The organism is Streptococcus sp. Marseille-Q7156, assembly GCF_965119495.1.
Map to the genome: position 1 here is coordinate 1,547,104 of NZ_CBCPLU010000001.1, position 14,486 is coordinate 1,561,589.

Annotated in this window: 14 protein-coding genes and 1 pseudogene; 3 read left to right on the top strand and 12 right to left on the bottom strand. The window is 36.9% G+C overall.

Annotated elements, in window-relative coordinates; translation table 11 throughout:
• Positions 1–9 precede the first annotated feature (9 nt).
• From ACWPV5_RS07170 to ACWPV5_RS07180, 3 genes are read left to right on the top strand one after another with little or no spacing between them, the layout of a single operon-like run.
• Positions 10–351 carry a hypothetical protein gene (locus ACWPV5_RS07170; RefSeq protein ID WP_173226256.1) on the top strand — a complete coding sequence of 114 codons (342 nt, stop codon included), beginning with the start codon at positions 10–12 and terminating at the stop codon, positions 349–351.
• Between the two features lie 12 nt (positions 352–363).
• Positions 364–942, top strand: a complete 579-nt coding sequence (locus tag ACWPV5_RS07175; protein WP_261069225.1) for a DUF3278 domain-containing protein — start codon at positions 364–366, stop codon at positions 940–942.
• Positions 939–1,415 (top strand): glutathione peroxidase, encoded by a 477-nt coding sequence (locus ACWPV5_RS07180; RefSeq protein WP_261063589.1) that lies wholly within the window; start codon positions 939–941, stop codon positions 1,413–1,415. The genes ACWPV5_RS07175 and ACWPV5_RS07180 overlap by 4 nt, the downstream gene beginning before the upstream one ends.
• Before the next feature lie 142 nt (positions 1,416–1,557).
• Here the strand turns inward: ACWPV5_RS07180 and ACWPV5_RS07185 are convergent, their stop codons facing one another.
• From ACWPV5_RS07185 to rplM, 12 genes and pseudogenes are all read right to left on the bottom strand, one after another.
• On the bottom strand, positions 1,558–1,851 hold the full coding sequence (locus ACWPV5_RS07185) for a DUF5960 family protein (protein ID WP_033678235.1): 294 nt from the start codon (positions 1,849–1,851) through the stop codon (positions 1,558–1,560).
• Positions 1,844–2,206: a hypothetical protein gene (locus ACWPV5_RS07190; RefSeq protein ID WP_261070482.1), complete on the bottom strand. Its 363-nt coding sequence runs from the start codon at positions 2,204–2,206 to the stop codon at positions 1,844–1,846. The genes ACWPV5_RS07185 and ACWPV5_RS07190 overlap by 8 nt, the downstream gene beginning before the upstream one ends.
• Complete coding sequence (locus tag ACWPV5_RS07195; protein ID WP_261070481.1) at positions 2,203–3,618, bottom strand: Y-family DNA polymerase; 1,416 nt, start codon at positions 3,616–3,618, stop codon at positions 2,203–2,205. Before ACWPV5_RS07195 ends, ACWPV5_RS07190 begins: the two co-directional genes overlap by 4 nt.
• A gap of 3 nt (positions 3,619–3,621) precedes the next feature.
• Positions 3,622–4,308: an XRE family transcriptional regulator gene (locus ACWPV5_RS07200; protein ID WP_261030939.1), complete on the bottom strand. Its 687-nt coding sequence runs from the start codon at positions 4,306–4,308 to the stop codon at positions 3,622–3,624.
• Between the two features lie 417 nt (positions 4,309–4,725).
• Positions 4,726–6,198, bottom strand: coding sequence for a peptide MFS transporter (locus ACWPV5_RS07205; protein ID WP_261070480.1), 1,473 nt, complete (start codon positions 6,196–6,198; stop codon positions 4,726–4,728).
• A 382-nt stretch (positions 6,199–6,580) separates the two neighbouring features.
• Positions 6,581–8,794 (bottom strand): glycoside hydrolase family 31 protein, encoded by a 2,214-nt coding sequence (locus tag ACWPV5_RS07210; protein WP_261070479.1) that lies wholly within the window; start codon positions 8,792–8,794, stop codon positions 6,581–6,583.
• Positions 8,795–10,262: 1,468 nt separating this feature from the next.
• Positions 10,263–11,228, bottom strand: coding sequence for a DUF6994 family protein (locus ACWPV5_RS07215; RefSeq protein WP_219967422.1), 966 nt, complete (start codon positions 11,226–11,228; stop codon positions 10,263–10,265).
• 99 nt (positions 11,229–11,327) lie between these two features.
• Entirely contained in the window at positions 11,328–12,038 is a 711-nt protein-coding gene (locus ACWPV5_RS07220; protein WP_454383085.1) for a DUF3883 domain-containing protein, read from the bottom strand.
• Between the two features lie 51 nt (positions 12,039–12,089).
• On the bottom strand, positions 12,090–12,368 hold the full coding sequence (locus tag ACWPV5_RS07225) for a hypothetical protein (protein ID WP_454383087.1): 279 nt from the start codon (positions 12,366–12,368) through the stop codon (positions 12,090–12,092).
• A gap of 484 nt (positions 12,369–12,852) precedes the next feature.
• Positions 12,853–13,368 (bottom strand): annotated as a pseudogene (gene tnpA / locus ACWPV5_RS07230) (IS200/IS605 family transposase).
• Positions 13,369–13,582: 214 nt separating this feature from the next.
• Positions 13,583–13,975, bottom strand: coding sequence for a 30S ribosomal protein S9 (rpsI, locus tag ACWPV5_RS07235; RefSeq protein ID WP_004257208.1), 393 nt, complete (start codon positions 13,973–13,975; stop codon positions 13,583–13,585).
• A gap of 18 nt (positions 13,976–13,993) precedes the next feature.
• A complete protein-coding gene (rplM, locus tag ACWPV5_RS07240; protein WP_001044624.1) occupies positions 13,994–14,440 on the bottom strand; it encodes a 50S ribosomal protein L13 in 447 nt (148 codons plus the stop codon).
• Between the last annotated feature and the right edge of the window lie 46 nt (positions 14,441–14,486).

Here is a 14,486-nt window from a genome sequence, read left to right on the forward strand (position 1 = left end):
GAGGTACCTATGAAATCACTACTAACTTTACTGACCTATCATCTTTTGTTCAGTTCTCTGCTCATCTTCATCATCATTTCAGGGAACTTGCCAATCAGCGAGATATTCCTCGGGCTAGTCTTTATTCCAGCCCTTAACAAAGGACTGACTTATCTAAAGATTGACTCCCAAAAAACGCGCATACTCAACTTAGCACTATACTTTATAATTCTATCTTTTCCACAACTGATGCTCATCTCAAGCGATTGGAAATATTATTTACTGCTGACTATCGCTAGCCTTTCTTCTATCACTTATCTTTATTATCTCTATCAATTCGTTAAAGAAGTCAATCAAAAACCGCTCATTTAGGAGGTTACTAACATGAAAAAAGAAGACTTAACCACTCGCCTACTCCGAAATCTCTTTCATATCCAAGGCCCTTTTGATGAATGCCGGCAAGAGATTATCTACAAGGCTTGTGCCCGTTCCATGGTCCAAATCGTTTATTCTTCCTTCTTTCTCTTCTTGTTTTATCTGTTATTTGGACGCTTCATAGAGGTCGTTCGCTATGCCATGCCCTACATTTTCTTTGGTCTGATTTATTTCATTACTTTAAAAACTCAAAGGGCCGTCAAAGAACTCCATCTGGAAAAAGATGACAAGTCAGAAATCATCCTTAAAACCTACAGCAAGAGCCAAATCAAATTCCGAAGCTGGGTTGTGTTTATCGGTCTTCAGATTGGCCTCTTTACCCTACTCATCTTTCATAAAGTCATCGTTCAGCAGATGTCACTTCCAGATTTTGTGAAGTTACTCATGCAATTCGATAAAAGTGTTCCTTTACTGATGTATGGTCTAATTATCGGTAGCATTTTTGGAACCCTGACCTACGGCTTTCTATCCCTACAGGAGGAGAAAACGTCTAAAAATACCAAGCAGAAAGAGAAAAGCAAACAATGACCTCAATCTACGATTTTTTAGTCTTAAACCAAGACAATCAAGAAACCCCATTAGATGCCTATCGTGGTAAGGTTCTCTTGGTTGTCAATACTGCTACTGGATGTGGTTTAACGCCCCAGTATCAAGGACTCCAAGAACTCTATGACCGCTATCAAGATCAAGGTTTTGAGATTTTAGACTTCCCTTGCAATCAGTTTATGGGACAAGCACCAGGCAGCGCAGAGGAAATCAACGCCTTCTGTAGCCTACATTATCAGACCAGCTTCCCACGTTTTGCCAAGATCAAGGTTAACGGTAAGGAAGCAGATCCTCTCTATGTTTGGTTGAAAGAACAAAAATCTGGCCCACTAGGAAAACGAATCGAATGGAATTTCGCTAAGTTTCTCATCGGTCGTGATGGGCAAGTCTTTGAACGCTTCTCTTCAAAAACGGACCCAAAACAAATTGAAGAGGCCATACGAACCCTACTATAATTTCACAATCTCACTATTATTAGTTCTCCTTTAGCCTAAGAATAGTGAGATTTTTTGATTTGCTTTGACTTAAATAGAAAAACACTCCATGATATGAACCATGAAGTGTTGTAAAAATGATACATTCATAGCAGACAAGGCACTACTGACTGCTATTCCTGACTCCTGAGTATGTATAGGTCCTATTTCTAGGACACGCTTTTTCCGTTACCACCCTAAAATAAAAGCTATGCTCCCGCCCATCCTTGGCATTTTCCTTGTTTAAGACAAAGTAGTTTTTCTGATTCATCGCCATGGTTCGTAGGATGTCATCAATCAAGAAAGTCAAGGGTACGTTCATGGCAGAGTATTTTTGAAAATCCTCTTCAAAACGAATATAGTCATCTGAAAAATAATCCATCTGCAGTTTGTTTTCATACAGCTCTTTTCTAGTCATACACTCCCTCCTCCCACAGTCGAATTTCGAGGACATCTGCAACCTCTATCAACCTATATCCCTCGTTTGTCCTAATAGATAGAGTCTGATGTGATAACTCTCTCACCACACCGATGATAGTGATTTTCTGCTTCTTTTCCTTTACCACAAAACTTCCCTTCAGTTGGCCAACATAAAGCTGAGAAAGTAAATGTAGTTTCTCAACTGGGTCCAAATCTATCGAAAAATCAACACGTTTTTTTTCTTCACTAAGCGAACTAGTGTGTTCTGAGAGGTAAAATCCCATCCACTTCTGCATACCTGGATCTTGATAATCTCGCGCAGATTGAAAAGGTAAATAAGAACGATCAATCATTTTAATCCATCTAATCCTCCAGCAGAATGTCCCCCAATCAGCTTGCTTCTAGCAAGACTCCTAGAGGCTTCTTCCAGTGCATTGACTCTTAAAAGGGAAGTGAAACCAAATTGTTCCCGAATGGAGTCAATGGCCGTCTGGAGCCTTTCTTCTTTTTCTAACTTGTCAACATCATCAAAAAGGGAAATCAAACCAAAGGACTCGTCCACAAACCCTGAATAGTTTACTCCGACACTTCTGACCGCCCCAGAAGTATATTTGTTATGAAATAACTTCAAAACATAATCTGTTAAGACAGCGGTATTATTGGTAGCTTCGACCTTCATTTGTGTGTGAATAGATGGCCTGACTTCCTGTTTAGAGAAACCGACATAGATAGAGACAAGGGTTGTTTTCTTGCCAGACCTTCTCAGTCTAATAGCCACCTGCTCCGCCATTTCCCGGAGAATAATTTCAATATCCCGTAACTTCACGTAGTCTCTCGGCAAGATTTGAGAATTTCCCAAACCCTTGGATTTGGCTTTATAGGGCTTATGAACATTGCTCTCATCAATTCCGTTAGCATGAAACCACAAACGTAAGCCAGACTGACCCAGAGCTTTCTTTAGCTGGTCGGGATTGCTGGTTGCCAATTCCTTGATGGAAAAAATCCCCAGAGCATGCAAGCGATTCTCCATCCGCCTGCCAATCCCCCAAAAGTCGGTCATCTTGGGAATGGACCAGACCTTCTCTTCCACATCCTGGTAAGACCAGTTGGCCCTCATGGTCGGAGTGTGCTTGGCCTCATTATCCAGAGCCAACTTGGCCAGTAAAGGATTGGCATTGGACATCCCCACTGTAGAGTAAATCCCTGTCTGCCTCCAAATATCCCTCTGAATACGAGCAGAAAGCATATCCAGCTTGTCTTTGCGAGAGAGACTCTTATCTGGGATGAAATAGTTGAGCGAACTAGTCAGGTCAATAAAGCCCTCATCGATAGAGTAAGGATAAATATCATCTGGACTGCCATAGTTTTGAAAGATTCGCTGGATTTCCATATTGACTGCGATGTACTCATCCATCCTAGGTGGCACAATCAAGGTCACTTGAGCCCAATCTTCGATGCAGCGAACATAGTCTGAGTCGATAGGTAGTCCTTGCTTTCGAGCATTGTAATAGGAAAATTTGCGGGTCTTGATATCAAAGGGCAGATCATAGGCTCGACCAACATTTGACTTGCCAAAAATCTTCTTAAACAGGGGAGAGGAGGCTAGGATAAGACCAGTTGAGTTATCCGCGCGACTCATGACACAAAGCGAGGTTTTCAGCGGATGTAATCCCCTTTTCACGCACTCAACACTGGCATAAAAGGATTTCATATCGACAAAGGCAATGTCACTTTTGGGCTCTCTGGAATAATCAAAGTAGCCCATTGACTAGCCCTCCATCGGTACAAAGTTCCCAACGATAATGCCCACAATCCGAGGATCTTCCTCATAGGAGATGAAAATATCCTTGTATTTAGGATTGATAGAGACCAGACGCAATCCATTCTCCTCACGATAAACCCGTTTGATATAGGTCTGGTTGTTGCAAACCACTGCATAAACCGCCCCGTCATAGTCAAATCCGGTCTCTCGAATCAAAGCCACGGAACCATTTTGGTATTTAGGTTCCATGGAGTCCCCAGACACCCATGACGCAAAATCATGAGCCAACTCCTCATTAAAGTAAACCGTATCAAAATTCTGATCATCGTAGACTGAAGCCCCAATCCCTGCTGACATGCGTTCATAAACACGGTACTCGTAGAGGCGCTCTGGCATCGCTGTTACTTTCTGGGCTTTCTCCTCTTGAGATAGGTTGCGAGCATAGAGAACAACCTTCTCCTGCCCTTGCTTGGAGAGGCTATGGTAGAGACGGACAATCTCGATCTGAGTAAAATATCCTTTGGGTGCCTTTAAAATGTTCTCTAGCTGGGCTACCTTCTCCTTGGACGGTTCCTTGATTCCACGTTCCCAAGCTGAGTAAGCTTGGAAACTAATCCCAAGTTGCTCTGCAATTTCCTTCTGTGTCAGTTTTAACTCTTTCCTCCGAGCCTTTAATTTTTCTGGCTGATACATACTTCACCTCCTATTATGATGCTTTAATGGACATTATCTCCCTTAGAAAGACTAATCGATGCTTGAATCCATATTTTTAAAACTCAACCAATATGGTTTAGTTTTATTATATAAAAAAAGTAGACAAATGTCCACTAGGAAAAGCAGAAACATCGTGAGTTTTATACTCAATGAAAATCAAAGAGCAAACTAGGAAACTAGCCGCAGGTTGCTCAAAATACTGTTTTGAGGTTGTAGATAAGGCTGACGAAGTCAGTCACATATATACGGCAAGGCGACGTTGACGCGGTTTGAATTTGATTTTCGAAGAGTATTAATCAAACTAAAAGGACTTAGCCCTATGCAATACAGAACTAAATCCTTTGAATAAATAATTGATCTAACTTTTAGAATCCCTACAGAAATTCCAGTTTTTCTCTATTTGATACCAGACATTAGTTTTTCAATACGTGGAACGTAGAAGAGTAAGATAATACCGAATACAATCGTAATTCCTCCAACAATTCCATAGTAAGCCACTTCAGTTTCGCTTGTATAAAATTTTACAATTTGAGCATTGATAGCTTGGGCAGCAGCATTACTCAAGAACCAGATAGACATCATTTGTGCTTGGAAGGATTTTGGTGCTAGCTTAGTAGTGACTGATAGACCAATAGGCGAAATCAACATCTCCCCCACAATCACAATAGCCCAACTCATAATCAACCAGAAAGGACTGACCTTAACATCTGTCCCAAAGAGCATCCCTGGTAACATCATCCACAAGAAGGATAAACCTGCTGCTAATAAACCGTAAGCAAATTTCTTAGAAGAGGACGGTTGCTTTTTACCCATTTTCCCCCACAACCACGCAAAAATCGGCACATAAATCATAATGAAAAGTGGATTGATACTTTGGAAAAAGCTAGATGGGAAATGAATTTGATTCCCAAATACATTAAAGTAAAGTCGAGTTTGATCATCCGCAAATAGAGCGAGAACAACAGATCCCTGTTCCTCAATAGACCAGAAGAGTACTCCAGCGATAAATAAAGGAATGTAGGCAAATACTCGGGATCTCTCAGTAGTAGTTATTTTCTGACTAGATAAAATTTTGAAGAAATAGTAGATTGGAATGATTACCGCAATCACTGTAAAGATATTAACAATCATATCCACGTTAAACTGGTGAGTAAAGACTAAACCTATAACCACAAGAATAACCATGACAAGTATAATCAGCAAGCGTTTAATCAAGGTCTGCTGGTCCTTCTGTGAAAGGGGATCAGTGGGGTAAAGACTTGATTCAGGCAGGTATTTCTTCCCATCTAAAACATACTTCACCAGACCAAAGAACATCCCAACGGCAGCTAATGAGAAACCTAGATGGAAATTGACTTCCTGACCTAGATAACCTACTAGATAAGGGGCAACGAAGGCACCTAAGTTAATACCAAAGACAAAGATACTAAAACCTGCATCCCGTCTATCATCCTCTTTCTCATAAATTCCCCCCACCATATCTGAGATATTGGGTTTTAAAAATCCAGTTCCAAAGATAATCAAGGCAATAGAAAGATAGAGAGCCACTTGTCCAAAAGGTGTTGCCAAAGCAATATGCCCTAGCATAATCAGAATCCCACCGTAAAAGACAGTCTTACGACTTCCTAAAATACGGTCACTGACAAAACCACCGATAACCGAGGACAAAAATACCAGTGAGCCATAAATCGCCATAACCGATGCGGCCGTGGTCTTATCCATCCCCAACCCACCATCTTGCACACTATAGTACATATAGTAAAGTAGGATAGCTCGCATCCCATAGTAAGAAAAGCGTTCCCACATCTCTGTAAAGAAGAGGGTGGACAAGCCCATAGGATGTCCAAAAAATGTTTTCTGTTTTTCCATATATATTCTCCTTGAACGATATAATAATTCATTTTACAGAATTTTCAAATAAATGTCAAACAAATCCTGTTTGTTTTAGAAAATTTTCTGAAAAAATCATACGTCACATACTTAATTCCACCATAAAAATCCATTTCAGACTAACTTCCACTTCTGTCAGGCAAGTGGAAGTTACTTTGAAAAATCACCTTTAAAAATTTGCTCTTGTTTAGTTTAAAAATGTTTCAAACCTTGAAATATACTTATCCTTTACTCTTCAGTAAACAAAAAACATCCCTATGCCAAACTTGTAATTACTAAAATACAAGTCAATAAGCATAGAGATGTAAAACTATTACACATTAAAAAATAAAGAATAGAAATTGTGTACGAAATTTCTCAATTAGTTTTCGCTAGTAAATATCATTTCCAACAAACGCCCTCTCAATTCCTTATCCTGATGATGCAAGATATTCATTAACTCATAAGAATTTTTGGCATTGATGAATTGATTTAACAATCTATCTTTTAATTCATATGGAAGAGAAGCAGTCTTTAGTAGTCTAAAAACTTCATCATTTAAAGATAATGTTTTATTATCTTTACATTCAAATCTAGCTGTAGCATTCTTATTTGGCAATTCAATTATAGACACATTCGTTCCTTTAAAATGAATTCTATGTTTTCTATTGCTTGGAACGATACTAGAATCTCCTTGTAATGCCAACTCTACCATTCCCATTTCCCAATCGATTGATAATCTTGTTTTATATCTTTGACCATTTTGATCTTCAATCATTTCAAAAGAATGTTGTTTGCCTGGGAATACATACCAATCTACAACTTCAGGTAACTCAACACCCATATCTATCTCAGAACCAACCAAGGGAATGATTGCACCACTTTTTGCAAACACAGGCATCGTCGAAATGTCTCTATAAACACTTAACTTCACACCACCTGTGTATTTTTTCTCTGAAAAGAAGTCATACCATTCACCTTCAGGGAACCATACATCTACTTTTGCAGATTGGAATGCCAAATCCATCTTTTCTACAATGGGAGCCACCATTAGTTCTGTTCCAAAAAAGTATTGGTTTGGAACATTATAGCTCTCATCATTCTCTGGGTAGAAATAATACATTGGGCTGATTAAAGGGGCACCTTCCTCATGTGTCTTTACATTCATGGTATATAGATATGGAATCATCTGATGTCTCAAACGAAGGTATTTCTTCATAATCTTAGATGTTGTTTCTGAAAAAAACCAAGGTTCTTTACTATTGAAGGGACTTCTAGAACTATGTAATCGAGTAATCGGACTAAAAACACCAAACTGTAGCCATCTAGTTTGTAACTCTTCGTCATAATCCCCCAACATGTGTCCACCGATATCATGACTCCACCAACTATAACCGATATTTGATGCTGTCGCTGTAAAATAAGGTTGAAATCTTAACGAATTCCAACTAATAATGGTGTCCCCTGAAAAACCAACAGGGTAGCGGTGACTACCAGGACCTGCATACCTTGATAAAATCAAGCCACCTTCTACATTTTTACAACTATCCTGATAATGATAATGGTTTAAAAGCCATAGTGGATCCAACATGCCTTGTGTCCCTTGTTGCCAGTCAATCCACCAAAAATCTACTCCCTGCTTTTCTAGTTCATAATGAACATCTTTAAAGTAGGATTCCCTAAAAGAGGGATTAAAAAAATCAAAAATGGCAGGTTCTTCTAATTCTACATTTAACCCCAATCGTTTGGCAACTCGAGGATAAGATTCTTCATAAGCCCGTATACCATCAGCAGGATGTACATTTAAGGAGAGTTTTAACTTCCTATCATGAAGTTCTTGCAATAACTGTTCTGGATTAGGTATTAAGTTTTTATTCCAGCTATATCCTGTCCAGCCACTTCCAAAACGGGCTGGAATTTCAGTTATATGCCAATCCATATCTAACACACCTATAGATAATGGAATGTTCTCTGTTTCAAATCTGTCTATTAAATCCAAGTATTCATCCGACGTATAAGGCCAATATCTACTCCACCAATTGCCTAAAGCATATCTTGGCAACAAGGGTGTTGAACCAGTCAAATGGTAAAAGTCTCTGATTGCTCCTCTATAATCATGCCCATAGGCAAAGAAATACAGGTCAATTTGATTTTCTCTCTCAATATAACCAGACTGTTCATCCCAAATAAATCCTTGAGAATCATCCAGTAAGGCAATACCATTTCGGCTAATAATTCCATCTTCTAATGGGATTGCTCCATCTGCCTTATCCAGAGTCCGAGCTGTTCCTTTTAACGTTTCAATAGATTCACCAAAATACCAGCGACTACCATATACGGCAAAATTTCCTTTTAATTCTATAAATAAATTTTCGGCGTTAAATTCTCCTTTATTAAAGTGCAGATGAAAATAGTCCGTCATAATATCTAGTACGTTTGATGTCTCGATATAATCTAACGAAACTTGGCCAAAATCTCTATTATAGATAAGTTGTGTCGTTCTATCCTCAAAACTTCCAGTTTGAGAGTATTCTAACCTTACTAGCTTGTCTGTTAATACAGAGATTCTATAAAACTCTCCCTTAAAAATTTTCAATTTGTTTCCCTCCTTTTATGGTAGCATAAAAACAGAACGCACCATTTTTGATGCGTTTTTCATTATTCTGAATGCAATGTTCTATATGTTATATCTATGACAAATAATAGTCAATTGAAAAAATGTAGTGGACAAAATATCTTTTAACAAACCAAGAGTTTATTAAAGAGTTATCACTTTTCAACCTTTCTAAGCCTATGTAGTTGTGAAACAAACTACTTTTAAACTATTAACTAAGATAGGATTGATATATAATTTCAAACTCTTACTAGCAATCATACGATATTCAAGCTCGCGTGCTTTTTTCCTTCCTGCTTATTTCTTAGAACTGAAGAAGCTGGATAGATATATAAATTATCCGAATCAATATCGTCATAAGACTCCTAACATTTACGCTTCATTAAGTCATCCCCAGAGCAAGAGCTTCATCTCGCAATGTTTCAACACCACTAACCGTAGATCGCCATCCTTCAATCATATTTGTACTTAGAGCATACCAAACACTCTAAAAAACAGATCAGTTTTCAAAAGCTACTCCCATGATTGTCATCTTTTCTTTATCTATATCTAAGGACATATGCTACTTCCTTTAGTTACATTATACCATGTTTCTCTGTAGCTTTTAAAAATTTTATTTTGTTTGTGATATCTAAATTTTCAGCACATTTAGCCTATTTTATAAACTTCAAACCCAAATATGAAAACGCGTTTTTTTCCTTTTTAACTAATGATGCTGAGTAAAAACTTAACTTCAGGGGAAAATGAAGTAAGACTAGACAAAATTCAAAGAGCAAATTCGAAAACTGATCTCGTACAACTCAAAATACTGATTTTAGACTGAAGATAATGCTAGAATGCTAATTAATGTTTTTGTAATAAAGAGCTGACAACTTATGTTGCTTTTGATCTCTTAAGAGTATAAAAAGAAACAATAAGACAAACTTTCGAGTGATTTGAAACGTTGATAGTATCGTATTGATTAACATTTTGAGGCAACTGGTCTTGTCCGGTTGCAGCCATATTTGCAAGCGACTAAAGTCGCAACAACTGTGTCAATTGCACCAATTTAGTAAGAAAGTACAAAAAGAACACCCCGAAAGGTGATCTTTGTAAGTATAGTAATTCTTTCGAATTAACGTTTACTAAATTGTGATGCTTTACGAGCTTTTTCAAGCATTGTTTAATATAATTTTACATTAAAGTGTTTGAAAATAACTTGATATCAATATTTAGAGTCTGGGACAAAAAGATTTTGATTTTAGGAATTCTTTATTATAAATTTTAAAAATCGATAGATTAGATAAAAAATCGAACAATACAGAATTCTGATTGTCAGATAACTCGTTTGGTTCGCTTTTTATATTTAAGGTTAGACTTTTGTCCCAGACTCTTAAGAAAATTTGAAAAAATTTGGTTGCAACAGGGTAATTTCTTAATACTTTTTATTTCCTATAATAAGCAAGCGAAATCAATCCCTACTACTTCTCTCTTCTTTATAATCCTGTATGTATTCTTCCATTAAACATGTCCTTTTTATTATCATGTTTTCTAATCTCTCAATCATATTTAACAATTCGTTTAGATTGAGTTTCTTGATCTGGCTTGTCCTATTTTTGTATTTTTCCACCTCTTCTTCACAAATAGCTTTACCAGTCAAGATATTAATCGGCATACCGTTTTCAACAAAATTATCAAACATAAAATACTCAATAAATTTCTCAAATGTCTCAAAATGTTCAAGCCAAGTTCGTATCCCGTCTGTGTTATTTTGATAAAGAGTAAATAAGATATCATCCTTATATTGTTCTTTGTTATATTCTCCATCTAAAGCATGTTTTATTTCTAATAGTGTTAAATCCACTCTATCTTCTATATAAGAACCTACCCCACGATTTAAATTATACTTACTATTCCGATATCCTTCACTTTTATTCGGTACAGGCCAAATAAAAGATCCACCAAGTGTTCTGGTATTTTGAACATAATCAATTAAAATGTTTAAAACTTGCTTTCTCTCAACTTTAGATTCGTTAGATTCACTCTTAGATAAATAATTAATTCTAGCTAAGGGATACTTGAGATGCCCATAAGTTTGCCGATAAATACCTTCATTCCCGGAGAAACCAAATTGATCTGAAGTTAGTCTGAATAACTCCTCATCATCTTGTTTCACAACAATTTTATACTCGTCATTGTCTTTTAAGTTTTTCTCATCATCAGTGGTTAGTTTAGCATTTTTAGGAGGAACAAAAGAGAATTTATTTTCATAACAACTTTCACTCTCTCTCTTTTTTAGAAATTCTGTTAAAAAATTATAATAAGGTGTATTGATATCATCTATACAGTCGGGATCAACATATTTGCCACCATTTAACACACTTTTATAATAATCACCAAAACCTTCACACTGATATATAGTCTTTAATTTCTCCATTTTAAAATATCATCCTTACTTAATTTCTAAAATTACGATCCACATTGCAATTATCCCTAAAAATTAAATTACTAGCCCAATTATACATAGTATAGAACATCAATAATTTAGATAAACTTTATAAGAACTAGGAACTAGCTTAAATGAGTTTTCCGTAATAGGTCCATCATAAATTTTAATTTTGCACTGTTTTGATTCAATATTTAAGTCATAAACAAAATATATTTTATATGGAAATCCAGCGCGAGATGCCTCTAATTCATTAGAACTCAGTTCAAAACCATCCGAAAACTTTAGTTTTGATGCTTTCACTTCAATATGGACTTCTTCTCCATTTTCATCCCAAAAACAAATGTCATAACCAAGACCATCACCTTTTGTTTTTGATACATGTTCAGGTAGTTTCAACCCCTTCTCCTCGGCTTCCTTACATAGTAAATCAAAGACGATTTCTTCACCTGCCACACCAGTCCTCTGTTTTGATTTATTTTCAAGTTCCCAATCAATTTTACGCCCAGTAAATTTATGTTTCTTAGGTTTGGTTGAACGTCTAGGTCCATCTTCATCAATAAGTACTGTAAAATCCTCTACATTTTCAAATTCTTTGCATTCAGCAGCTGTAAAATCAGGATTAACTGACGTGCGATAGATAGATTCAATAGAATCAATAGAAATAATTAGACGATCTTCCATTAGTGCTACAAAGTCTTCATATGAGATTTCATTCATTCCGTATTGATCCCAAAATGCAACCATGAATTTGTTTTTTTCGTTTTTTCTTACTCGGTGTTTTCCATTCGTAATTTTCAATAAAAGAATCTCCCTGTCTAATTGGAGGTTCTATCTTGAAAGCATGTGAAATTACTGCAATAACATTACCGTCCTCATCTGGTTCGGAAATGCTCTCGACATAACCTCCCCGTAAATTTCCCATTTACGATCTTTAGTAATTTTACCTGGATGGCGGTTTAATACAACAGCTCCCATCTTTAATTTCCCATATTGATGAATATTCCATCCATAACTAGTTGCATCATCTGCATATTTCAATTGACCATCATCTTCTATTTTCCCATGATCCAAAATAAATGCTTTTTGACCTTCAACAGCTGGTGGTAATAATTCTGAAATAGTATACATATTTTATCTCTTTCTTTTTCAGTCGGAACATTTTTTCGTTCTGATTGAATGATACTAAAAATATTAAACATTGTCAAATCAGAATATTTTTTTGTTCTGATTGAAATTTTTAAATGCAGTTCAGGTTATTTTTAATCATTTGAGAATTTTTAATGCCTCTTTATATTTTTCTTTGTTACGATATAACTATGAAAAATATTAAAGAAAACAATATCCGCAAGACATTATGTCATATTGAGCGCCATTGCAAAAATATAGAAAATAATCATGAAAGTGGATACAGTAAAACTGAGTTATTTCACTTAAAATCTAGCATTGAAACACTAAGTCGAATTTTGAACAATCATGACCACCCGTCAAACGGGTGGTTTGTACCAGGGCTATAAGCCCAAATTACCAGCCAGCGCCTAAAGACGCTGGCTTTCACTTTGTTCAAGCCTTATTGCTCTTGACTCGTCACTTGCCTCTCAAAGAGGCTTTAGTATTACTTACCACTATCCCTAAAGGGATCCTCATATTCTTTTACACTTAATTTATCTAGTGCTATATCATGCTTTACTCGTTCTCAAATTTTCATACTCGTGAAGAAATCATCCACTGGATAATTTCTTTAATCTTGTATATATTTCTTAATCGTGGCTTCATTGAGTCCCACCGTACTTACATAATAACCTTACGCCCAGAAATGCCGATTCCCAAACTTGTACTTGAGGTTGGAGTGTTTGTCAAACATCATGAGTGCACTTTTTCCTTTTGAATAACCCATGAAACTCGAAACACTTGTCCTTGGTGGAATACTTACTAACATGTGTACATGGTCTGGCATTAAGTGACCCTCGATAATTTCAACTCCTTTATAACTACACAAGCGATGAAATATTTCGCCTAAACTACTTCGATATTGATTATAGATAACTTTTCGTCTATACTTAGGGGTGAACACAATGTGATACTTACAGTGCCACTTTGTGTGCGATAAACTATGAGCCTTTTGTGCCATATTTTTCTCCTTTCGCTTTACAATTGGCTTGAATACCTTTATTGTATCGCGTTCGGAGTTTTTTTGGTATAACCTTCGACGCGCACCCGCATAGCGGGTGGTTTTTTTGTCTCGCACCTAACGGAGCGAGACGAACTAATAGTCACATAAACAAAAAAAAGACATCCAAGAGATAATTCTTGAATGTCTGTAAACGTTGATATAATCGTATTGATTAACGTTTTGAGAATTGTGATGCTTTACGAGCTTTCTTAAGACCTGGTTTCTTACGTTCAACTTTACGTGAGTCACGTGTAAGAAGTCCTGCGCGTTTCAATGAATCGCGGAAGTCTGGGTCTACTTGAAGAAGGGCACGAGCGATACCGTGACGGATAGCTCCTGATTGACCAGCGTATCCACCACCTACAACGTTAACGAAAACGTCGTATGAACCTGTAGTTGAAGTAACTGCGAATGGTTGGTTGATTACAAGACGAAGGTCAGCGTGTGGGATGTACTCTTCAACATCTTTTTTGTTAACAGTGATTTTACCAGTTCCTGGAACAAGGCGAACGCGTGCAACAGCGTTTTTACGACGTCCAGTACCTGCATATTGTGCTTGTGACATACTTTATTGTTCCTTTCCTTAGATAAGTCCTGAAATATCAAGAACTTCTGGTTGTTGTGCAGCGTGAGTGTGCTCAGCTCCAACAAATACTTTCAACTTCATACCTTGAGCGCGTCCAAGAGTATTGTGTGGAAGCATACCTTTAACTGATTTCTCGATCAAACGTACTGCATTTTTAGAACGAAGTTCACCTGCAGAGATTTGTTTCAATCCACCTGGATGGTTTGAGTGAGTGTAGTAGATTTTATCAGTTGCTTTTTTACCAGTCAATTTAACTTTTTCAGCATTGATAACAATCACAAAGTCACCTGTATCAGTGTGTGGTGTAAATGTTGGTTTGTTTTTTCCGCGAAGTACGCTAGCAACTACTGCAGAAAGACGTCCAAGTGGTACATCAGTTGCGTCAACTACGTACCATTTACGTTCAACTTGGCCTGGTTTAGCCATAAATGTTGTTTTGTTCATGATTTCTCCTATATATAGTTCGATTTTTGTTTACGATGATGGGTGT

Coding starts and splice junctions, on each gene's coding strand:
- ACWPV5_RS07205 (WP_261070480.1), bottom strand. CDS start 6,198: ATGGAAAAACAGAAAACATTTTTTGGACATCCTATGGGCTTGTCCACC.
- ACWPV5_RS07180 (WP_261063589.1), top strand. CDS start 939: ATGACCTCAATCTACGATTTTTTAGTCTTAAACCAAGACAATCAAGAA.
- ACWPV5_RS07175 (WP_261069225.1), top strand. CDS start 364: ATGAAAAAAGAAGACTTAACCACTCGCCTACTCCGAAATCTCTTTCAT.
- rpsI (WP_004257208.1), bottom strand. CDS start 13,975: ATGTCACAAGCACAATATGCAGGTACTGGACGTCGTAAAAACGCTGTT.
- ACWPV5_RS07170 (WP_173226256.1), top strand. CDS start 10: ATGAAATCACTACTAACTTTACTGACCTATCATCTTTTGTTCAGTTCT.
- ACWPV5_RS07195 (WP_261070481.1), bottom strand. CDS start 3,618: ATGGGCTACTTTGATTATTCCAGAGAGCCCAAAAGTGACATTGCCTTT.
- ACWPV5_RS07225 (WP_454383087.1), bottom strand. CDS start 12,368: ATGTATACTATTTCAGAATTATTACCACCAGCTGTTGAAGGTCAAAAA.
- ACWPV5_RS07200 (WP_261030939.1), bottom strand. CDS start 4,308: ATGTATCAGCCAGAAAAATTAAAGGCTCGGAGGAAAGAGTTAAAACTG.
- ACWPV5_RS07185 (WP_033678235.1), bottom strand. CDS start 1,851: ATGACTAGAAAAGAGCTGTATGAAAACAAACTGCAGATGGATTATTTT.
- rplM (WP_001044624.1), bottom strand. CDS start 14,440: ATGAACAAAACAACATTTATGGCTAAACCAGGCCAAGTTGAACGTAAA.
- ACWPV5_RS07215 (WP_219967422.1), bottom strand. CDS start 11,228: ATGGAGAAATTAAAGACTATATATCAGTGTGAAGGTTTTGGTGATTAT.
- ACWPV5_RS07190 (WP_261070482.1), bottom strand. CDS start 2,206: ATGATTGATCGTTCTTATTTACCTTTTCAATCTGCGCGAGATTATCAA.